The sequence below is a fragment of the Pseudomonas sp. BIGb0164 genome (assembly GCF_024810135.1).
GTDB lineage: Bacteria > Pseudomonadota > Gammaproteobacteria > Pseudomonadales > Pseudomonadaceae > Aquipseudomonas.
This window is the reverse complement of the sequence record NZ_JANUEA010000004.1, coordinates 638,101-659,724: the sequence shown is the minus strand read 5'-3', so window position 1 is coordinate 659,724 and position 21,624 is coordinate 638,101. Positions and strand designations below refer to the sequence as shown.

The window sequence follows — 21,624 nt, the reverse complement described above, 5'->3', positions numbered from 1 at the left end:
CCCGAACTCAGTAGTGAAACGATGCATCGCCGATGGTAGTGTGGGGTTTCCCCATGTGAGAGTAGGTCATCGTCAAGATTAAATTCCGAAACCCCTGTTTGCTAACGCAGACAGGGGTTTTGTTTATGTAGAAGTCCCTGAATTTCACCGGGACGTTGTTAACACAACGGGCTGGTATACAGAATTTCTTGACGACCATAGAGCATTGGAACCACCTGATCCCATCCCGAACTCAGCAGTGAAACGATGCATCGCCGATGGTAGTGTGGGGTTTCCCCATGTGAGAGTAGGTCATCGTCAAGATTGAATTCCGAAACCCCTGTCTGCTAAAGCAGACAGGGGTTTTGTCGTTTAAGGACGCGAATTGTCCACGCCCTTAAACGACGAGGGCAGCCCCAATCGGCAAACACAAAAAAGCCAGCACCTGAAATCAGGCGCTGGCTTTTTAGTCAGTCATGGATCAGAACTGATAGCTCACCGTCGCACTGACATTGCGTTCCTCGCCCAGGTAACAGAAATTCAGGCTCGCACACGACGCGACATAGGTTTCGTTAGACAGGTTGTTGGCATTAAGCCGAACATCCACACCTTTCAACCCTGCCTTGCCCAAGTCATAACCTATCGACGCGTCAAACAAGGTATAGGCAGGTACCTTCATGGTGTTCTCTGCATCCGCCCAGCTGTACCCGACGTAACGTACCCCGCCCCCGAGACGCAAGCCATCCAAGGCCCCGCTATTGAACTTGTAGTCTGCCCATACCGACGCCATGTGACGAGGTGCTTGGGTCGGTGAGTTACCTTTGTTTTCTATCAGATTGTCAGGCGTGCTCAAGGTACTCACCATCGACTTGGAGTACTTGATATCCGTGAAGGTGTAGCTGCCCAAAACCTTCAGGCTGTCGGTCAGTTGCATATGGGCTTCCAATTCAAGCCCTTGGGAGCGCACTGCACCTACAGCCCGATAGAAATTCTCTTGCGGCAGTTTGGTTGCCAGATTTTCCTGGTCGATGCGAAACCACGACGCCGTGAACAGGTTATCGGTGCCTGGCGGTTGATATTTCAAGCCCGCCTCCCATTGTGTGCCAACGGTCGGTGCCAGCGGGTTGCCGGCGCTGTCGGAATAGGAGTTCGGGTTAAAGGATTCTGAATAGCTGACATAGGGCGCCAGGCCGTTATCAAAGAGGTACAACGCCCCTGCACGCCCTGTGAGCTTGGTCCGTTTGTCACTGATCTCAGTACCCACGGGGCGGCTCGCCTCCGCGATGCGGTTTTCATCAGACGTCTGCACCCAGTCTTGGCGCAGCCCGAGAGAGAACCGCCACTTATCCATTTCGACTAAGTCTTGCAGATAGACGCCAGTCTGCTCCAGACGCCGCAAGTAACTGGTCGGGCTGTAGTAGCTGATAGCGGAATTGCCGTATACCGGATTAAACGCGTTGATCGGCTGCAGCGACCCACTGGTCCAGTCCACCACCGTCTTACGACGTTGATAATCGGCCCCCAACAACACGGTATGTTTGGTCGCACCGGTAAAAATTTCTGCCTGCAGCATGTTGTCGATGATGAACGCATGCAGCTTTTCATCACCTCCCGAGTAATAGCGGTTCAGCTCGTTACTGGTCGGTGTGGTCCAGACATAGGCGTACACCTGATCCAGTTGCACCTTGGAGTCGAGGTAACGGAAATTCTGTCGGGCCGTAAGCGCATCATTGAAGCGATGTTCAAACTGGTAACCGAACGATTGCTGATCACGTTTGTAACCATCGACCCCAGGTTCACCTTCAAAAAAATGACTCGAGATCCGCTGCCCGTTGCGTTGATGCAACGCGCCATCCGCTGGCATCCCCCCGTGATAACCGCCATCAGGGTCATGCTGCAAATAGGCCTGAAGCGTAAGCGAAGTGTCCTCAGTGAAATCGATGCTCAGCGTTGGAGCCAATGCATAGCGTTTCTCCTTGGCATGGTCGAATTGGGTGTCAGACTTGTCCGCTAACCCAGTCAGTCGATAGGCAATGCGCTTGTCGTCGTCCACCGGCCCGCTGAAATCGAAACCCATGCCCCGTTGCCCGTGACTGCCAACTGTCGCTTGAACCTGATGATAAGGTTCGAACAGTGGTTTCTTGCTGGTCAGCGCCACCAGGCCGCCCGGCGAACTGCGTCCATACAGCACGGAAGACGGTCCTTTAAGAATGTCGACCCGTTCCAGAAAGTAGGGATCCACCTGCATCGTGCTGTAGGTACCGCTGTCCCCCATGGACTTCAGGCCATCCAGATAGATGTTGTCGACCGATCCATCGTTGAAACCGCGCATGGCCACGTAGTCATAACGATGGGTTGCGCCATAAGGGTTGGTCAACACGCCAGGTGTGTAACGCATGGCTTGCGCGACGGTCTGGGAGCCCTGGTCGTCCATCTGTTCACGCGTCACCACTGAAACGCTTTGGGAGGTCTCAAGCAGGGCGGTGCTGGTCTTGGTTGCGATTTGGCTATGGGTCGCGTTATAGCCGTCCATGCTGCCCAAGGCATTACCCAGGGCGAAGCCTTTGATGTCAGTGCTGGGCAAAGTCAGCGTGGCGCTTTTCGGCAACACCTGTAGAACAAAGCTGACGCCGTCCTGCGATTCTGCCTGCAACCCCGAACCGGTAAGCAATTGGTTCAAGCCTTGCTCAGCCGAATAGTCACCGTGCAATCCGATCGATTGTTTGCCCTGGGTTTGTAACGGCGTGCTGGAGAGGGTGATACCTGCCTCACGGGCAAACTGATTGAGCACGTCACTCAACGAACCGGCGGGGATATCGTAGTGCCGGTGGATCTGTTCAGTGCCTGATTGCGCGGCGATGCCGACAGTCGGCAGCGCACCCAACCCCAGTGCCGTCGACAACAGCGCGGCGCGGATGGCGTTGGCTAGCAAAGGGTGGGGTAAGACAGATGAATCGGTTTGAAAACGCACAGTCATGGTCAATATCCGTAGAGGCCGGCGAAGGCAGGTTGAGAGGCTTACTGTCTAAGCCGGGCTCACGGAAAAAAGCCGCCAAAAAAAGTTGATGCAGCACATAAAAAATCAGGTGGACCGTTCCAGGCTCACCCACCAACGTGTGCGATAGCGCACCTGAACCGGGAGTGTCTTGGGCAATATCGCCAACAGCGTGTCGGTGTCTTCCAGGCGGAACACGCCCGACAGCCTCAAATCGCCAACATCGGTCGAACAGCCAAGATAACCCTGTCGGTAGCGGCCCACTTCTGCCAGGAAATCCTCAAGCCGCATGCCTCGTGTGATGATCAATCCGTCGGCCCAGGCCCCTGCATCCATGTCCGGAGGCGGAGCAACGACGGCTTGCGTCTGGTCCACAAGATAGTCCTGCCCCGAGTGGGCCTGAGTGAACAGTCCCCCGGCTGTATGAGGAGAGTGAATGGCCACGTTGCCGCTGACCACACTCAACCGTGTGCAATCGCGCTCTTGGCGTACGGTAAAGCGCCCATCGATGCCTTCGAACAGGCCATGGCGGGTCTTCACCAGCAGGGGCGTTGGCGACACGGCGCCGCAATTGACCAGGATCTCCCCGCGCAGCAACGTGATCAGGCGTTGCTGAGGATCGAAGCTCAGGTCCACTGCGCTGTCGGTATTGAGCTGCAGACGAGTGCCATCTGGTAATTGAATGTTGCGCCGCTCACCCGTGGCGGTGGCGAGGTCGGCCGTCCAGCGCTGCCAGCCCATCAGATCCCTGCTGATCCAGCCTGCCGAGCCCACCAATACGATGCCAGACAACACCTTCAGCGCCTGCCTGCGATCGAGCCCCTGTGCGCTGCTCTCCAACGCCGCGTGTGCCCCAGGGATCGCCGTCAGCCGGCTGTTCAATTCCTGCTGAAGCGCCTGTACCCGCTGCCAGGCCAACTCGTGATCAACATGGGCTTCGCGCCAGTGTTCACATTGCGCATGCAGACGCACATTGGCCCGATTGTGACGCAGACGCAGCGCCCAACTGATGGCTTGTTTGACGACCTGGGAGTCGGGGCCGTGCCGGGAAGCATTCATGTTCCATACCGCAGGACGTAGCAGTGATAGAGCCCTTGCGCGACATACCGCTCCACTGACCGCAACGAGATGCCCATCTGCTGCGCAATCTGCTTGTACGCCAGCCCATCGCACTGAGCCAGCAGAAAAGCCTTACGCACTTTGGGCTTCAAGCCTTCCATAAGCCGGGCGACCTCCTCCAGCAATTCCAGCACCAACACACGGGCTTCAGCGCTTGGCGCTAATGCCTCCGGCAGATGCGCAATAGCGTCGAGATAAGCACGTTCTATTTCTTCACGACGCCAGTGATCAATCACCAAACCCCGAGCAATGGTGCGCAGAAAAGCGCGAGGTGCCTTCAGTTCGAAGCGTTCGGTTTTCTGCAGCAGCCGCACAAAGGTGTCCTGCGCCAGGTCTGCGGCATCGGCGGCATTACCCAGGCGACTGCGCAACCATGTGTTGAGCCAATGGTGATGGGTGCTGTAGAGCGTATGCACAACACTTTCACACGGGATGTAGTCAGAAGATGGCATTCACACAGGCCTGGCCAAGCGTCACAAATGATAATTAGTCGCATTGTCGGGAAGACTGAAAGATTTTGCAATCGCTGAGGCGTGCGGCTGTACCGCTGGTCGGTTTCCCACGTCAAAAGAGGATGCTTCTCACAAATTTCTAAGATTTGCCGGAGCTTGGCCGAAAGCCTGATGAGCCATGCGTGCACCGAAATAGAGCGGCCCGAGAGTCCGCCTATCCCGTTACATGGAATGTTCCACTCGGCACGCTCACCCCCTTTGGCAAAAGAAGTCGATGAAATGAATCTCAAGTTCAGTCATAAAATTCTGTTGGCCGCGTCAGGCGTCGTGGTTCTGGCCTTCGCGTTATTCACGCTCTACAACGACTACCTGCAGCGCAGCACCATCAAGCAAAACCTGGAGTCGTCCATCCAGCAATCCGGCGAACTCACCGCCAGTAGCGTCCAGAACTGGCTCAGTGGCCGCATCCTGGTGCTCGAAAGCCTGGCGCAGAACGTCGCCCACCAAGGCAGCGGTGCCGACCTCCCAGGGTTGGTCGATCAACCTGCGTTCACTTCGAACTTCCAGTTCACCTACGTCGGCCAAACCAACGGCGTGTTCACACAGCGTCCTGACGCCAAGATGCCCGACGGTTACGACCCTCGTCAGCGCCCTTGGTATAAACAAGCGGTGGCAGCGGATAAAACCATGCTCACTCCGCCTTACATGGCCGCAGTGGGTGGCCAGATCGTCACCATCGCCATGCCGGTGAAAAAGAACGGCGAACTGCTGGGTGTGGTCGGCGGTGACTTGAGCCTGCAGACCTTGGTGAAGATCATCAACTCGGTCGACTTCGGTGGTATCGGCCACGCGTTCCTGGTCAGCGCAGACGGCCAGGTCATCGTCAGTCCGGATCAGGACCAGGTGATGAAAAATCTCAAGGACATCTACCCGGGCACCCCCCTTCGAATCGAGAAGGTCAACCAGGAAGTCGTGCTCAACGGCCAGGATCGCATCCTGTCGTTCACCCCTATCAGCGGTTTGCCGGGGGCAGATTGGTACATCGGTCTGTCGATCGATAAAGACAAGGCCTACGCTCCGCTGGGCAAATTCCGTACTTCTGCATTGGTCGCCATGTTGATCGCGGTGGTGGTGATTGCCGTGCTCTTGAGCCTGTTGATTCAAGTGTTGCTACGCCCGTTGACCACAATGGGCGTGGCCATGCAGGACATTGCCCAAGGCGAAGGCGACCTGACCCGCCGCCTGGATGTCACCAGCAAGGACGAGTTCGGCGAAGTCGGCAGTGCATTCAACCAATTCGTCGAGCGTATTCACGCCTCCATCTCCGAAGTGTCCTCGGCAACCCGTCAGGTGCACGATCTGTCCCAGCGTGTCATGGCGTCGTCCAACGCCTCGATCATCGGCTCCGACGAGCAGAGTGCACGTACCAACAGCGTGGCTGCAGCGATCAACGAACTGGGTGCTGCCACCCAAGAGATCGCCCGCAACGCTGCCGATGCTTCCCAGCACGCCAGCGGGGCCAGCGAGCAGGCCGACGATGGACGCAAGGTCGTTGAGCAAACCATCCTGGCGATGTCGGAGCTGTCACAGAAGATCAGCCTGTCCTGTACTCAGATCGAAACCCTCAATGCCAGCACCGATAACATCGGCCACATCCTCGATGTGATCAAAGGTATTTCCCAGCAGACCAACCTGCTGGCCCTGAACGCAGCGATCGAAGCGGCTCGCGCCGGTGAAGCCGGGCGTGGTTTTGCCGTGGTGGCCGATGAAGTGCGCAACTTGGCTCACCGTACCCAGGAGTCAGCCGAGGAGATCCACAAAATGATCACCTCGCTGCAAGTGGGCTCGCGTGAAGCGGTGACCACCATGAACGCCAGCCAGTCTTCCAGCGAGGAAAGTGTTGAAGTGGCCAACCAGGCCGGTGCGCGCCTGGTCAGCGTGACGCAGCGGATCGTCGAGATCGACGGCATGAACCAGTCGGTGGCTGCCGCGACCGAGGAGCAGACCGCAGTGGTGGAGACCCTCAACGTCGACATCAACCAGATCAACCTGCTGAACCAGCAGGGCGTGGCCAACCTCAACGAAACCCTGAAAGACTGCGATGCGCTGTCGCAACAGGCCAGCCGCTTGAAGCAACTGGTCGACAGCTTCAAGATCTGACGCGTTGATTGGACGGGCAGGAGCGAGCCACCTCGCTCCTGCTGTTCAACTGAATAGCCGGCGCACATTCTCCAAGGCGCTGTCGGCGAATGCCTGAACAAACGCTTCAAAACCTGCGTGTGCCGTTTCGACGGGCTCGGCAATAATCGTCCACACCACTTTCGAACACTCTGTGCCATGGGCCTCCACGCTCATCGCCGCCCACAGCCTGGCGATCCCTAGCGTGTTGTAGAGGGTGGTCCAGGTCATGTGCATGGCCTGCTCATCACGGCTGTTGAGTTGCTCCACGACGCAATGGCCGTCCTTGAAGAACTTCGTGCGTAAAGCTCCTACTCCAGTGCCGGTCATTTCGATACGGGCCAGGGCAGGAATGAACCTATCGAAGCGGGCGAACTGGCCCACCACATCCCACACGCGGGCAGCACTGCTGGTGACAACGGCAGCGGCCACTACCGGTCTGGCCTGTGGGTTGCGAATCAATGTATCGGGTTGCAGCGGTTTCATGAGGTTTTCCTGACGCGGTTTACAAAAAGCCGATGGTCTTGAGGTAGTTGCACCCTTTGCTCAGCAAGAGAGGGTCTTTTGCCGGGTACTGTTCACCCATCCGTTGAACACCTCGCCGCGCGTTGTCATGCAGAATCATCGAGGTGTCACCGATGTCGTCCCCCAGGGTATCGAGATAGAACCCGAGCACGCCGAACAGCGCGTTGTCCTGGCCCACCGTACGCAGTGCCTGTTGCCAGTGCGCAACGTCTACCCGCTCAAACAGGCAGCCCGCGCGGTTGAACGCGTCCAGGTACTCTGCCCAGCTCAAGGGCTGTGGGTTATGCAGGTTGAACACATGTGCGGCAGAGTGAAATTCACCGCAGTGCAATGCAATGAAACGGGCGAAGAAGTCTACCGGCATCAGGTCGAAGTTCAGGTCCAGCTCAGGCACCAGGCCCAGTTGCAGCGAACCTTTGAGCATCAGCATCAGGCGGTTCCGGTGGGGTTGGCAGACACCGTTGCGCGTGTTGAAACTGATATTGCCGGGGCGGTGGATATTCACCCACGCGCCTTGTTCGATCGCGCGCCCCAACTGTCGCTCGGCCACCCATTTGGAAAGGTTGTAGCCGTTCTTGATGAACACCGGTGGTGTCGTCGCGGCGGGGGCTTCCAGGACATGCCCCTGTGCATCGCGGCTGCTGGAGGCCGACAGCGTCGAGATAAAATTGAAGACTTTCTTGCAGTGGGTTTCGCACAGCCGCACGCACTCGGCTATCGGCACGACGTTGTCCGGGGCCAGAGACGCGTAGTCCATCACATGGTTGACGTGTGCGGCGTTGTGCACGAGTACCCCGTAATTGCGCGCCAGGTCGTTGTAGCGCTCGCAGGTCAGGCCTAAGCGGGGCCGGCTGATATCGGCTGCGTATACCTGCACTCGGCTCAGGTCCAGGTGTTCCAGTTGATATTCGCGCAGGGCGTCGGCAAAGCGGGTATCCGCCGCACGCTCGGGTGATTCACGTACCAGGCACGCAACGTGTGTGGCGCCGCCCGCCAGAAGCGCCTGCACGATATGCACACCGACAAAACTGTTGGCCCCTGTGACGATGACTTTGCGCGGGTTACCGACGTGATCGCCGGGCAGCGTTTTGAAGTCCCATTCCCGCTGAGCATCATATGACGCCTGGTCGGTCACCCTGTCGGGCATCACGCCGTCTTCCATCAGCACCGCAAGCGTGCGAATCGTTGGGCTTTCAATAAAGTGACTCAGGGAAAAACTGCGCCCAAACTGATCGCGAATCCGCAGCAACAAGGTCGACAGCAGCAAGGAGTGGCCGCCAAGGTTGAAGAAGCTCACGTCGATGGGCAACCCGTCGGAGGGCCGTTCCAGCAATTCGCTCCATAGGTCGGCCAGGTGCGTTTGCAGGGGCGTTCGTGCCGTGTCGGCAGCGGCACATGCAATGCGTGTGACCGGCCATGCAAGCAAAGCCTGGCGATCGACCTTACCGTTGTCGGAGCATGGCATGCGCGGCAACTCCGTCCAGATCTGAGGGCGCATGTAATCTGGCAGCCATTGCTGTGCGTACTCGGCCAGGCAGGCGACAGTGGCCCCCGTTTCGGGTTGGCTGGCAAATCCCCGGATCCGCTGATCATCATCAATCACCACGGTCACTTGGCGAAACAGACGGCTGTTGCGCACACACTGTTCGATCTCCTGGGGGGTCACTCGAAAGCCACGTATTTTCACCTGCTGGTCGCGGCGTCCGCCCAGTTCGATGCCGTCTGCTGTCCACTTTGCCAAATCGCCGCTGCGATAGGCTCGCAGGGTTTGCCCTCCGGGAATGTCCAGTTCCAGGAAGGGGCCGTGTGCCTGTTGAGGCCTGCCCACATAGCCAAGGCTTACGCCAGGGCCGACGATGTACAACTCGCCCATGACGTGCTCACCGACCGGCTGCAGGTCGTCATCGAGTATCAGTACCTGGCAGTTGGCGATGGGACGACCGAGGCTGCGATTACCGTCGCCAGGGCGCAGCGTGCGATGGGTGACCAGTACGGTGGTTTCGGTGGGGCCATAAAGGTTGTGCAAGTGGCATTGTTGCGCCAATCGATCGATCACGCAGGGCTCACAGGCCTCGCCACCGGTGAACAGGTGTGTCAGGCCCAGCGGTTGCTTCAGGGGCAGGATGCTGAGCAACGCCGGTGGCAGGAAACCGTGGGTGATGCGCTGCTGGCGGATCAGCGCCAGCAGTTGTTGCGGGTCGCGGCGTTGCTCTGCAGTCGGGACGACCAATGTTGCGCCGGCGATCAAGCTGGGGAAGATATCGATCAGCGAGGAGTCAAAACTCAACGGCGAAAATTGCAGGACTCGGCTGTTTTCGTCGACGGCCATGCGGCGACGAAACCACGTCGAGAAATGCGCAAGATTACCTTGGCTCAGCAAGACGCCCTTGGGCTGGCCAGTCGTTCCCGATGTGTAGAGCACCATGCACGGCAGGGCGGCAGCGGGGCGCTTGCGCATCAGCGGCGTTATGGCCTGTGTGTTCAACGGGGCGTGCGCACTGACATTCAACGATGTGAACTCATGGCGCAGCGGATGCGCCTCCCCGTGCAGCAAGACGCTCGCCCCTGCGTTTTCCAGCATCAGCCGTTGGCGTCGCGTGGGATGGTCCGGTGCCAGTGGCAGGTAGACGGCGCCGCAGCCTAGTACGGCAAGCATGCTGGCGTACAGGTCCACTGACTTCTCCAGGCACACCCCGACCACCGGCACCGTCTCTGACGTCTTGAGCAACGGGTACAGTTGGCGTTGGATCACCAGGGCACGAGCCTGCAATTGGCGATACGTCACCTCGCGGCCTGAGAGGTTCAGGGCTGTTCGCGACGCAAACGCCTGTAGGCTGGCCTGCAACTGTTCGATCAACGGGACCTCGGCCTGCTGCAGCAAGGTCTCATCGGTCGTGCGATTCAAATGATGCACAAATGCCAGCGCATCCAACGCCTGCAATCCCTTCTCGGGCCAATCATTGGCCGTTGCGCCCTCCCGAAAATGCTCCGGGTCCCGTGAGAAGCCGCTGACCTGCAAGGCCACCCACTCCGTTAACACGGCGATTGCTTGCTGGCGCAGGCACTGGCCATTACCGCTGGGGTGTGCAGCCAGGTCCAATGTAGCCAGCAGGTGCCGGGCATTGTCGTAGCTGCGCAGTTGCAGGGCAGGCAACCCGCACTCGGCCACGGGGCCCACGCCCAGGCGCAGGCTGATTCGCGGGGCTTCGTAACGGTGGGCGGGTACCGGCTGGCTGCCGTCCTCTATCAACAGGTCGACCGCCTCGTCGCCTGCCACATGCCCATACTGCTCCAGCTCCAGCCTCAGCGCCGCCAGGGCTTTGCTGATGCCGGCAAACGCGATGGTCAAGCGCCTCATGCTGGCCTCCCGGTAACCGGCAGATAGTCGTTCAGCGCCCGGGCCACGCTCGCAGTCTGCAGCAGGCCGCTGTGATGCAGGAACCCCATGATGTTGGCAAGCAACGGGTGGTGGCGGCCGATGGGAAAATCCATGGCCGCCACTTCGGCCCTTAGAGCAGTACGAACGTCAGCGCTGACATCGAAGTGTTCGATCAGCTGCAGGTTGAAGTGCTTTTGCAGGTTATTGGTCAGGTAATGTGCCAGGAAGACAGGCAGAGCTTGGGCGATGCTGTCACGGTCATCCGCGCTCGCGGTTTGCCAATAGAGGCGCACCAGGCGTGTCCAGAACAGCGCGTGGCGCCCTTCATCAAACAGGTGATCGGCCATCAAGCCGCGTACGGATGCCTTGATACTGCTGTCCTTGGAAAACGCCGCCACGTCATGAGTCACGGTGTTCTCGGCAATCGCCACGCCCACCAGTTCCATGGCATCGCGCAGATGTGCCGGCACCTGCGCCTGGGCTGCTGGCAAGGCGTGGCTCAGCTCGATCTGTTCGGGCATGTCGATAGGAGCAATGCCGGTCAACGCCACGGTCTGCTGCAAGAAGTCCAGCGCGACCAGCGCGTGGTAGTCCTCGTCGACAACGACGGTCATCGCGTCGTATCGGCAGGCAAGGGGGAGGGGCTGTGGGAAACGGTTCTTCGCAATACGGCGGGCGGTCTTGTCGACGATCTCGGTTTCGAAAATCACCACGTCATTGATGAACTTATAGAAGCTCTGCACCAGCGCAAAGTCGCGCCACTGTGGGCAATGTTCAAGAAACGTCGCGCTGAGCACCAAGGGCTGTCGGCACAGCGGGTAGATCAGTTTGTCATCGTCTTCCAGCAGGCGGCGGGGGCGTGTGCGAATGGTTGCGCGATGCTCCCAGTCATCGGCGATGGAGCGGTAGTCGCAGGTGTTCATGGGTGTACCTCATGCAGCGAGGTACGTAAGGCGTCCCAGAGCGTAATGCGGCTTTCTACGGCGGCGAGTGCCCTTTCATCGGCTTCGCGCCGGTGGTTCGGATCGGCAGTCACCAGGCGTTCCAGCAACTGTTCTGCGGCGGGCCCATGTTCCTGGGCGTCCAGTTCGATATGACGCTCAAGGTAGTTGCGCAAGGCGGGTGCCTGGCCAGGCATAAGCACATCCTGTTGCAGGAGGCGTTCAAACATCCCTGGAATGACACACTCGCGCCCGTGAAGAAAGACCGCTGCCACACAATGGGTCGGTGCATTCAGGGCAAGGTGCAGTGTGCTGTCGACAAAGCGGGCAAGCTCGGGAAGCACATCGATCATGGGCAGGGCGGCGCGGGCGTTCACGCCTTGGCGTTGCAATGCGAGGAAGCGATGGATGCTCGATGTGTCGGCACCCACCTCGGCCATTGCCTCCAGGTACAACTCGAAATGGCTGCAATAGCCGCCGGTTGGATGTGTGTCGGACTCCTCGGCCAATACGATTTCATTGATCAGGCGAGCAGACTGTGGATCGGAAGGGGGAAGCCAGGGTAATCGAACGCATGTCAGGTCTCGTTGCAGGCGTTTGGCGAGTGTCATGAAATCCCAGACTGCGAATACATGGTTTTCCATGAAACGCTGTAACTTTCTGTGTGAGGTTATTTCAATAAACAGCGGGTGGTTGCACAGATGAAGTTTTTTCTGTTCCAGTAATGATTGATACATGGTTGATGCCTATAAGTTGTTGCGTTCGCTGTGAGAGCAGCGTCTGGCTTTTATAGCCGAATAGTAGATAGGTCCAGGCCTTGCACACGCTGTGGTGCAAAGGTGGTAGATGTGTGGGGTCTGGTAATAAAAGATGATAAGCCGGTTAGTTACGGCTCTGGGTATACGAATTTATTAGAAGTTTTTCTAAATAATTTGAGTTGTAAGTTGGGGGCGTAACTAAAGGTGGGACATTTCTTGAAGGCGAGCGGGACCATTAATATCAGTTGTTTTAATAGGAATAGTTGTTTGGGAGGCTATTTCTCTCGGGGCTCTTTCTGCACGAAAGAACCCCACCGTGACTTACTTGCTGACAGCTTCCAGGCCCTTGAGGTAGGTCGTGATCACTTCCATGCCTCGCATCAAGTGATTGCGTAGCGTCAGGATGCTTTCCTCGGTTTTCTTCTGGGCCACAAGGTTCAGCAATTCGCGATGGTCTTCCTGGGACGTCTCGCCCAGCCCCATGGCTTCCAGGTTGAAGCGCAGGAAACGCTCCTCTTCGTTCAAACCGTGCTCCACCAGTTTGAGCAGTCGCTGGTTCGGCGCCTTGCCGTACAAGGCCATATGAAACAGCCGGTTCAGGCGACCGATTTCGGTGTAGTCCTTTTCTTGTTCCAGGGCGGTGATGCAGGCGTCTGCCTTGGCAATATCGTCGGCCGTCAACAGTGGGATCGACAGGCGCAACGCCTCCGATTCCAGCAGCATGCGCAGGGCGTAGGTTTCCGCCGAATTGTCTTCGATCAATGGCGCAACCACGGCACCCTTGTGAGTCACCACGTGCAGCAACGACTGGGCTTCAAGCTGGCGCAAGGCTTCCCGCACGGGCATGCGGCTGACTCCGAACAGGCTGGCCAGCTCCTGTTGGCGCATGGCCGTGCCACAGGGCAAACGGCCATCGAGGATGGCATTGCGCAGGGTTTCTTCAATCACGCCGCGCGCAAGGTGCGCGGGAATAGGCCCACTGATCTTGATGCTGTTCAAAGGGTTCGGCTTCTGCGTCACGGTTACGCTATCCTCCTTTTCAAAAGGGTGTGGCTAATTGGATCCAAAGCACACTAGAGACTGCCCATAAGCTTGTCAAACAGGCACGGTTTCGGCTTGTAAGCGGCTCAACACGCCACTCCGCACGCCCACATCAAGCCTTGATGGCGTCTTACGCACTCAGGTCAAACCGGCTTGATATTGCGCGTCCAACGCCCATTTTGCGTGCTAAGGATTAAACGTTTCGCCCCATCCGTTTATTCCCCCACGGCCGAGCGGTGCACGCTGTGCCCCCTACATTCCCCATCTATAGATATTCATTAACGGTATTTAAATTGCTGTTCTTATATCTATAAAGTCACCCTCCTGTCTGATCGGGAGTGAACTCATGTCCGCCGCCTCTACTGTTCCAACAGCGACCCCATCCGCCCAATTGTTCGAGATCCGTCCACTGGCCGGCAGTGTCGGCGCCGAGGTCATCGGCCTGGATTTGTCCCGACCGGTCAACGACCAGGATTTCGCCCGCATCCACCGTGCGCACCTGGACCATCACGTCGTGGTTTTTCGTGACCAGCGCATCACTCCCGAACAACAGATCGCCTTCAGCCGCCGCTTTGGTGTGTTGCAGATCCACGTGCTCAAACAGTTCCTGCTGGCCAACCATCCGGAAATCCTGATCGTCTCCAACATCATCGAAAACGGCCAATCCATTGGCCTGGGTGACGCAGGAAAATTCTGGCATTCGGACCTTTCCTATAAAGAGCTGCCAAGCCTGGGCTCGATGCTGCACGCCCAGGAACTGCCCTCCGAGGGCGGCGATACCTTGTTTGCCGACATGCACAAAGCCTGGGACCAATTGCCTGAACACCTGCGCACAGCGGTCGAAGGCCGAAGCGCCGCGCATTCCTACACCGCGCGTTACAGCGAAACCAAATTCGAAGGCAACTGGCGCCCGACCCTCACCCCGGAACAGCTCGCCCAGGTGGCCGAAGTGGTGCACCCGATCGTGCGCACTCACCCGGAAAACGGTCGCAAGGCGCTCTTCGTCAGTGAAGGCTTCACCACGCGTATCGTGGGCCTGCCGGAGGACGAAAGCCGCGACCTCCTGGCCCAGCTCTACGCCCACAGCGTCTTGCCGGAAAACATCTACCGCCACCAGTGGCAGCCCCACGACATGGTGTTCTGGGACAACCGTTCGTTGATCCACCTGGCCGCCGGTTGCCCGAGTCACCTGCGGCGCAAGCTGTTTCGCACCACCATCCAGGGCGACGCGCCTTTCTGATCCCCACTTCCCGGCTAGAGAGATGAAATGAACGCGCCCCTGCAAGGCTACGCGGCCAGCACGTTGAATACCCCCCAGCCTTTGTTGGCGGTGGACAAAGTCAGTCTTGAGTACCGCACCCCCGAGCGCGTGGTGCGGGCCACCCACCAAGTCAGTTTCGAGATCGACCCGGCCGACCGCTACGTGCTGCTCGGCCCGTCGGGCTGTGGCAAATCCACGCTGCTCAAATCCATCGCCGGCTTTATCAAGCCCTGCGAAGGTGAGATCCGCCTGCAGGGGCAAAAAGTCGAACAGCCAGGCCCCGACCGCATCGTTGTGTTCCAGGAATTCGACCAGTTGCCACCGTGGAAGACCGTCAAGCAGAACGTAATGTTTCCATTGCTGGCGTCCAAGACCCTCAAGCGCCGCGAAGCCGAAGAACGCGCCTTGCACTACCTCGACAAGGTCGGTCTCAGCGCCTTCGCCGACGCCTACCCCCATACCCTGTCCGGCGGCATGAAAGCCCGCGTCGCCATCGCCCGCGCCTTGGCCATGCAACCGAAAATCCTGTTGATGGACGAGCCCTTCGCCGCCCTCGATGCCTTGACTCGACGCAAGATGCAGGAAGAGTTACTGCTGCTCTGGGAGGAGGTGCGCTTCACCCTGTTGTTCGTCACCCACTCCATCGAAGAGGCGTTGGTGGTGGGCAATCGCATCCTGTTGCTGTCGCCCCACCCTGGCCGGGTGCGTGCGGAAATCCATAGCCATCAGTACGACCTGCACAGCCTTGGCGGCGTTGAGTTCCAGGCCTCGGCGCGGCGTATCCATCGTCTGCTGTTCGATGAAGCGCCCGAGGCCGAGCAAGAGCTGGGTTTTGCTGATATCCGCATCGCTTACTGAAGGGGCCGCTCATGCGCCAGGAATACGAAATCACCCTCGAACCGCTGCTCAGCGTCCCCGTGGAACGCGAGCTGCCCCTGCGTCAGCGCCTGTGGCAGCAAGGTTGGCTGCGCAAGGGCTTGATCCTGATCGTGCTGGCCATTCTGTGGGAGGCTGTCGCGCGGTATCAGAACAACGACCTGCTGCTTCCGAGCTTTTTGCAGACGTCCCAGGCGCTGTTCGACGGCCTGCTCAGCGGCGAATTGCTCAGCAAGGTGAGCATTTCGCTGGCGGTGCTGATCAAGGGTTACCTGATCGGCATCGTGCTGGCGTTTGCCCTTACCACATTGGCGGTCTCGACCCAGTTGGGCCGTGACCTGCTCAGCACCCTGACCTCGATGTTCAACCCGTTGCCAGCCATTGCGCTGCTGCCGTTGGCGCTGCTGTGGTTCGGCCTGGGGCAGAACAGCCTGATCTTCGTGCTGGTGCATTCGGTGTTGTGGGCGTTGGCGCTCAATACCTATTCGGGGTTCCTCGGCGTGTCCGAAACCCTGCGCATGGCCGGCCGCAACTATGGCCTCAAAGGCATGCGTTTCGTGCTGTTCATCCTGATCCCGGCTGCGCTGCCGTCGATCCTCTCGGGCCTCAAGATCGGCTGGGCTTTTGCCTGGCGCACGCTGATCGCCGCCGAGCTGGTGTTCGGCGCCACCAGCGGCAAGGGCGGGCTGGGGTGGTACATCTTCCAGAACCGCAACGAGCTGTTTACCGACAAGGTGTTTGCCGGTTTGGCCGTGGTGATCCTCATCGGCCTGCTGGTGGAAAACCTGGTGTTTGACACCTTCGAACGGCTGACGGTGAAGCGCTGGGGCATGCAGCGCTCCTAACCCTGCTAGGATTGCACCCCATTCACTCTCCACTGAACACGAGTGCTTGGCATGCAACTACCGGACATGAACCTGCTGGTCGCCCTCGACGCCTTGCTCGACGAGGGCAGTGTGGTGGGCGCGGCGCGGCGGATGAACCTGAGCCCTGCGGCCATGAGCCGAACCCTCACGCGCATTCGCGAAGCGGTGGGCGACCCGATCCTGGTGCGCGCCGGGCGTGGCCTGGTGCCGACGCCCAAGGCGCTGCAGCTGCAAGGCCAGGTGCGCAATGTGGTGGAGCAGGCGGCGGTGCTGTTTCGTTCCGCCGAGCAGGTCGACTTGAGCACGTTGCGCCGCCGCTTCAGTGTGCGGGCCAATGACTTTTTCATCGGGGTGTATGGCGGTCGGCTGTTCGACACCATGGAGCGTGTCGCACCGCTGTGTGAGTTGTGCTTCGTGCCCGAAGGCGATACCGACGACGATGCGCTGCGTGAAGGGCGGTTGGACCTGCGGGTGAGCAATACCTTGCCAGCCAGCCCCGAAGTGAAAGTGCAGAACCTGTTTTCCACTACCTTTGTCGGCCTCGCCCGGGAAGACCACCCGTTGTTTGACGAAGAGATCACCGCCGCACGCTTCGCCAGCTATTCCCACATCAGCATCTCGCGGCGTGGCAAGGCCCGCGGGCCGATCGACACCGCGCTGAATGCCCTGGGCCTGGAGCGCCGTGTCGCGATGATTGCCCCAGGCTTCCACGGCGCGATGTTCATGCTGCCCGATTCCGATCTGCTCCTGCCGGTGCCCAAGGAAGCGTTGCTGAGCGCCAACCGCCTGAAGCTGCCGTTGCGCGCCTTCCCGCTGCCGATCTCCTTGCCCACCCTGGTCCTGGCCCAATCCTGGCACCCGCGCTTCGACAAAGACCCGGCCCACAAGTGGCTGCGCGAAACCATGCGCGAAAGCTGCCACGCCACCTGGCTCGAAGCCCAGCCCACCTGACACAAACCCCATCTCACACCCCACACCCTTTGTAGGAGCCCGGCTTGCCGGCGATGGCGTTTCCAAGACCGCCATCGCCGGCAAGCCGGGCTCCTACAGGGATGTGCGTTGTATACACGATTGCGTTTCACGCACTTATAAGCTTCCGATAAGTAACTTTTTGTCATGTATGTGGCTGATTAAACTGCTCGGGTATTTTTACTTTCGAGCTATCCGTTCATGACTTCCCTCGCTGCCCCCACCCTCTCGGCCGCAGCCAAACCCACCACAATGAGCCCACCCGTGTTCGGCCCGCGCATCATCATCGGCCTGGTCGGGGTGTTGCTGGCGGTGTTGGTGTCCGGCCTCAACGAGATGGTCACCAAAGTGGCGCTCGCCGATATCCGCGGGGCGCTGTACATCGGCTATGACGAAGGCACCTGGCTGGTCGCGGCCTACACCGCCACGTCAGTCGCGGCCATGGCCTTTGCGCCCTGGTGTTCGGTGACCTTTTCCCTGCGCCGCTTCACCCTGTGCGCCATCGGCCTGTTCACCGTGCTGGGCATCCTGTGCCCGTTTGCGCCGAACTACGAAAGCCTGCTGGTGCTGCGCACCGTGCAAGGCCTGGCGGGCGGGGCGCTGCCGCCGATGCTGATGACCGTGGCACTGCGTTTCCTGCCCGCCAACGTCAAGTTGTATGGGCTGGCCGGCTACGCGCTAACCGCCACTTTCGGCCCGAGCCTCGGCACGCCGTTGGCGGCGCTGTGGACCGAATACGTCGGCTGGCAATGGGCGTTCTGGCAGATCGTCGGGCCGTGCCTGCTGGCGATGGCTGCCGTGGCCTACGGCCTGCCGCAAGACCCGTTGCGCCTGGAACGCTTCAAGCAGTTCAACTGGCGCGGCCTGCTGTTGGGGTTCCCGGCGATCTGCATGCTGGTGATCGGCCTGCTGCAAGGCAATCGCCTGGACTGGTTCGAGTCGGGCCTGATCACCGGCTTGCTGTGCGGCGGCACGCTGTTGCTGGTGCTGTTCATGCTCAATGAATGGTCGCAACCGATCCCGTTTTTCAAGTTGCAGATGCTCGGCCTGCGCAACCTGTCGTTTGCCCTGATCGTGTTGGCCGGCGTGCTGATGGTGCTGACCTCGGTGATCCTTATCCCGTCGAGTTTCCTCGCACAGGTCCAGGGTTACCGCCCGCTGCAAACCGCGCCGGTGATGTTGCTGATGGCGCTGCCGCAGCTCATCGCACTGCCTCTGGTGGCCGCGTTGTGCAACCTGCGCTGGGTCGACTGCCGCTGGGTGCTGGGCGTTGGCCTGGGCATGCTGGTGCTGTGTTGCGTGGGCAGTGCGCACCTGACCTCGGCGTGGATCCGCGACGACTTCTATGGCCTGTACCTGCTGCAAATCTTCGGTCAGCCCATGGCCGTGCTCCCGCTGCTGATGCTGTCCACCGGCAGCATCCAACCGATGGATGGGCCGTTCGCCTCGGCCTGGTTCAACACCATCAAAGGCCTGGCCGCCGTGATCGCGACCGCCGTGCTGGATGTGCTGACCACTCGGCGCCTGCACTTCCACTCGAACATGTTGGTGGACGGCCTGGGCAACTCCCCACTGGCCGACGCCGATGCGCCGGGCCTGGCGCACCGCCTGCACGAACAGGCTGTGGTGCTCACGTCTTCAGATCTTTATTACGTCATGGCCGCCGTCGCGGTGGCGTTGATTCTGCTGATTTTCTGGATGCCGACGCGGATTTTTCCACCGCGCGCACCGACCTAGCCAAAAGGATTGCTCATGAAACGCAAAGACAAAATCGCCGTCTCCGCTATCGCGGTGTTCGCTGTGGGCGTGCTGGTGTACCTGATTGCACCGGGCGTGCTGGGCAGCAAGCGCCAGACCACCAACGACGCGTTCGTCGCCGCCGACTTCACCCTGGTTGCGCCGCGCGTGGCGGGCTTCATCAAAGAAGTGCTGGTGGAAGACAACCAGCGGGTCAAGGCCGGCCAGTTGCTGGCGCTGATCGACGATCGCGATTTCCGTGCTGCCGCCCAGGCTGCCGACGCCGACACTCTCGTCGCCCAGGCCCAACTGAAAAACGCCACGGCCACCCTGGAGCGGCAAAGCTCGGTCATCGCCCAGGCCCAGGCCACCGTCGCGGCAGACCGTGCGGAAATGGCCTTTGCCGAACACGAGCTGAACCGCTACAACCACCTCGCCGGCGTCGGCGCGGGCACTGTGCAGAACGCCCAGCAAGCCAAGACCCGCATCGATCAGGCCACCGCACGCCTGGCCAATGCCACTGCCGTACTCGCGGCCGAACGCAAGCAGGTTGAGATCCTCACCGCCCAGCGTGATGCCGCCGAAGGGGGGCTCAAGCGTGCCCAGGCGGCCTTGGAGCTGGCCAGCTTTCAGCTGTCCTACACGCGCATTGTGGCGCCGGTGGACGGCATGGTCGGCGAGCGTGCCGTGCGCGTCGGTGCCTACGTGACGCCGGGCAGCAAGATCCTCGCCGTGGTGCCGTTGGCCGATGCCTACGTGGTAGCCAATTTCCAGGAGACCCAACTGTCCCACATGCACGCGGGCCAGGCGGTGCAGGTGCGTGTCGACAGCCTGGATGGCGAGTTGCTCAACGGCCATCTCGAAAGCCTGGCGCCGGCCACCGGGGTGACGTTCGCGTCGGTCAAGCCCGACAACGCCACCGGTAACTTCACCAAGGTGGTGCAGCGCATTCCGGTGAAGATCGTGCTGGAGCCTGGCCAGGCCCACGCCGAGCGCCTGCGGGTCGGCATGTCGGTGGAAGCCAGCGTCGATACCCAGCCGGTGGCGAAAACCCGTGAGGTGGCTCAGCAATGAAGCACATCGCGTGGCTCACCTTGAGCCTCATCAGCCTGAGCGCCTGCACGGTCGGCCCGGATTTCCACACGCCCCAAAGCCCGCAAGTGACGCAATGGAGTGAACCCCAGGGCCGTCAGGCCGACAGCCGTGCGACCAGCGACCCGTTGCAAGAGCGCTGGTGGGACGTGTTCCACGATGAGCAACTCTCGGCCCTCACGCGCCGTGCGCTCACCGACAACCTCGACCTGAAGCTGGCCAGCAGCCGCCTGCAACAGAGCCGTGCCGTGCGCCAGGTGACCACCGCCGAGCGTTACCCCAACGTCAACGCCACCGGTGACTACCTGCACCAGCGCAACAGCGCCAAGGGCTTGAGCGACCCGTCCGGCGAAAATGGCCAGTCGGCCTACAACCAGTGGGACATGGGCTTCTCTGCCGCGTGGGAGCTGGATTTCTGGGGCCGGGTCAAACGCGAGACCGAAGCCGCCGACGCCACCCTGCAAGTGGCCGAAAATGACCGTCGCACTGTGCTGCTGTCAGTCCTTGCAGAGACCGCCCAGGACTACATCCAGCTGCGCGGCGTGCAAAATACCCGCGCCGTCACCGAGCAGAATCTCGACGTCGCCCGCCACAGCCTCAAGCTCTCGCAATTGCGCCTGGCCGACGGCGTGGCCACCGATTTGGACGTTGCCGAAGCCGCCGCCCAAGTGGCGGCTATCGAAGCGCGGCTGCCGGATTTGCAGCAACGCCAGGACCAGTTGATCAACGCCCTGAGCCTGTTGATGGGCGAGCCGCCACAAGCCCTGCATGCACAGTTGTCCAAAGACGCCGCCGTGCCACAAACCCAGCGCCAGGTCGCCATCGGCCTGCCTTCGGAGCTGGCCGAGCGTCGCCCGGATATCCGTCAGGCCGAAGCGCGTTTGCATGCCGCCACCGCCAACATCGGCGTGGCCAAGGGGGACTTCTACCCGCGCATCACGCTGTCCGGCAGCCTTGGCTCCCAGGCGATGCAACTGTCGGACTTTGGCTCATGGGGCTCGCGCGCTTTTGCCTTCGGCCCGCAGTTCAGCCTGCCGCTGTTCAATGGCGGGCGCCTGCAAGGCATGTTGAACCTGCGTGAAGCCCAGCAGCAGGAAGCGGCGCTGGCCTACCAGCAAACCGTGCTGCGCGCCTGGCATGAGATCGACGACCAACTGACCCGCTACAACGCCAGCCAGTTGCGCCGTGACAGCCTCGCTGAAGCCGTGCGCCAGAACCAGATCGCCCTGGCCACCGCGCAGCACCAGTACGTGGAAGGCGTGGTGGATTTCGTCAACGTGCTGACTGTGCAAAGCGCGCTGCTGGCCACCCAGGAGCAATGGGTAGAAAGCTCCACGGGCGTTTCGCTGGCGATGGTCGGGCTGTACAAGGCGTTGGGCGGCGGCTGGGAATCGGTGTACCCGCTGCAAACGGCCGCACGCTGATCTGCAAAGAGTTTTTGTCAGTCGCGAAATAA

At 60.1% G+C, this 21,624-nt stretch carries 16 protein-coding genes and 1 rRNA gene; 9 read left to right on the top strand and 8 right to left on the bottom strand.

Annotation, left to right across the window (positions count from 1 at the left end; translation table 11 throughout):
* Window positions 1-187 precede the first annotated feature (187 nt).
* Window positions 188-303, top strand: a 5S ribosomal RNA gene (rrf, locus tag M2394_RS14250).
* A 157-nt stretch (window positions 304-460) separates the two neighbouring features.
* On the opposite strand, the gene M2394_RS14245 is transcribed toward rrf, so the two are convergent.
* The 3 genes from M2394_RS14245 to M2394_RS14235 form a co-directional block, all read right to left on the bottom strand.
* Window positions 461-2,956, bottom strand: a complete 2,496-nt coding sequence (locus M2394_RS14245) for a TonB-dependent siderophore receptor (RefSeq protein ID WP_259172901.1) — start codon at window positions 2,954-2,956, stop codon at window positions 461-463.
* Window positions 2,957-3,061: 105 nt separating this feature from the next.
* Complete coding sequence (locus M2394_RS14240; RefSeq protein WP_259172900.1) at window positions 3,062-4,033, bottom strand: FecR domain-containing protein; 972 nt, start codon at window positions 4,031-4,033, stop codon at window positions 3,062-3,064.
* Window positions 4,030-4,545: a sigma-70 family RNA polymerase sigma factor gene (locus M2394_RS14235; protein WP_259172899.1), complete on the bottom strand. Its 516-nt coding sequence runs from the start codon at window positions 4,543-4,545 to the stop codon at window positions 4,030-4,032. The genes M2394_RS14240 and M2394_RS14235 overlap by 4 nt, the downstream gene beginning before the upstream one ends.
* A gap of 279 nt (window positions 4,546-4,824) precedes the next feature.
* Here M2394_RS14235 and M2394_RS14230 point away from each other — a divergent pair, with 279 nt between their 5' ends.
* Window positions 4,825-6,705 carry a methyl-accepting chemotaxis protein gene (locus tag M2394_RS14230; RefSeq protein ID WP_259172898.1) on the top strand — a complete coding sequence of 627 codons (1,881 nt, stop codon included), beginning with the start codon at window positions 4,825-4,827 and terminating at the stop codon, window positions 6,703-6,705.
* Window positions 6,706-6,750: 45 nt separating this feature from the next.
* On the opposite strand, the gene M2394_RS14225 is transcribed toward M2394_RS14230, so the two are convergent.
* The 5 genes from M2394_RS14225 to M2394_RS14205 form a co-directional block, all read right to left on the bottom strand.
* Window positions 6,751-7,209 carry an SRPBCC family protein gene (locus M2394_RS14225; RefSeq protein WP_178924224.1) on the bottom strand — a complete coding sequence of 153 codons (459 nt, stop codon included), beginning with the start codon at window positions 7,207-7,209 and terminating at the stop codon, window positions 6,751-6,753.
* A gap of 19 nt (window positions 7,210-7,228) precedes the next feature.
* Window positions 7,229-10,606, bottom strand: a complete 3,378-nt coding sequence (locus M2394_RS14220; RefSeq protein ID WP_259172897.1) for an amino acid adenylation domain-containing protein — start codon at window positions 10,604-10,606, stop codon at window positions 7,229-7,231.
* The gene (locus M2394_RS14215; RefSeq protein WP_259172896.1) at window positions 10,603-11,550 is read right to left on the bottom strand and encodes a diiron oxygenase; all 948 of its coding nucleotides are present in this window, start codon (window positions 11,548-11,550) and stop codon (window positions 10,603-10,605) included. The genes M2394_RS14220 and M2394_RS14215 overlap by 4 nt, the downstream gene beginning before the upstream one ends.
* Complete coding sequence (locus M2394_RS14210) at window positions 11,547-12,305, bottom strand: DUF3050 domain-containing protein (protein WP_259172894.1); 759 nt, start codon at window positions 12,303-12,305, stop codon at window positions 11,547-11,549. The genes M2394_RS14215 and M2394_RS14210 overlap by 4 nt, the downstream gene beginning before the upstream one ends.
* A gap of 342 nt (window positions 12,306-12,647) precedes the next feature.
* On the bottom strand, window positions 12,648-13,346 hold the full coding sequence (locus M2394_RS14205; RefSeq protein WP_259172893.1) for a GntR family transcriptional regulator: 699 nt from the start codon (window positions 13,344-13,346) through the stop codon (window positions 12,648-12,650).
* Window positions 13,347-13,713: 367 nt separating this feature from the next.
* Between M2394_RS14205 and M2394_RS14200 the strand changes: the two genes are divergently transcribed.
* The 7 genes from M2394_RS14200 (at window position 13,714) to M2394_RS14170 (ending at window position 21,592) form a co-directional block, all read left to right on the top strand.
* Window positions 13,714-14,607, top strand: coding sequence for a TauD/TfdA family dioxygenase (locus M2394_RS14200; protein ID WP_259172891.1), 894 nt, complete (start codon window positions 13,714-13,716; stop codon window positions 14,605-14,607).
* A 27-nt stretch (window positions 14,608-14,634) separates the two neighbouring features.
* Window positions 14,635-15,486: an ABC transporter ATP-binding protein gene (locus M2394_RS14195; RefSeq protein ID WP_259172889.1), complete on the top strand. Its 852-nt coding sequence runs from the start codon at window positions 14,635-14,637 to the stop codon at window positions 15,484-15,486.
* 11 nt (window positions 15,487-15,497) lie between these two features.
* A complete protein-coding gene (locus M2394_RS14190; protein ID WP_259172887.1) occupies window positions 15,498-16,349 on the top strand; it encodes an ABC transporter permease in 852 nt (283 codons plus the stop codon).
* 51 nt (window positions 16,350-16,400) lie between these two features.
* Window positions 16,401-17,321, top strand: coding sequence for a LysR family transcriptional regulator (locus tag M2394_RS14185; protein ID WP_259172886.1), 921 nt, complete (start codon window positions 16,401-16,403; stop codon window positions 17,319-17,321).
* 219 nt (window positions 17,322-17,540) lie between these two features.
* Window positions 17,541-19,076, top strand: a complete 1,536-nt coding sequence (locus tag M2394_RS14180) for an MFS transporter (RefSeq protein WP_259172885.1) — start codon at window positions 17,541-17,543, stop codon at window positions 19,074-19,076.
* A gap of 15 nt (window positions 19,077-19,091) precedes the next feature.
* Window positions 19,092-20,150 (top strand): HlyD family secretion protein, encoded by a 1,059-nt coding sequence (locus tag M2394_RS14175; RefSeq protein ID WP_259172884.1) that lies wholly within the window; start codon window positions 19,092-19,094, stop codon window positions 20,148-20,150.
* Window positions 20,147-21,592: an efflux transporter outer membrane subunit gene (locus tag M2394_RS14170; RefSeq protein ID WP_259172883.1), complete on the top strand. Its 1,446-nt coding sequence runs from the start codon at window positions 20,147-20,149 to the stop codon at window positions 21,590-21,592. Before M2394_RS14175 ends, M2394_RS14170 begins: the two co-directional genes overlap by 4 nt.
* Window positions 21,593-21,624: the final 32 nt, after the last annotated feature.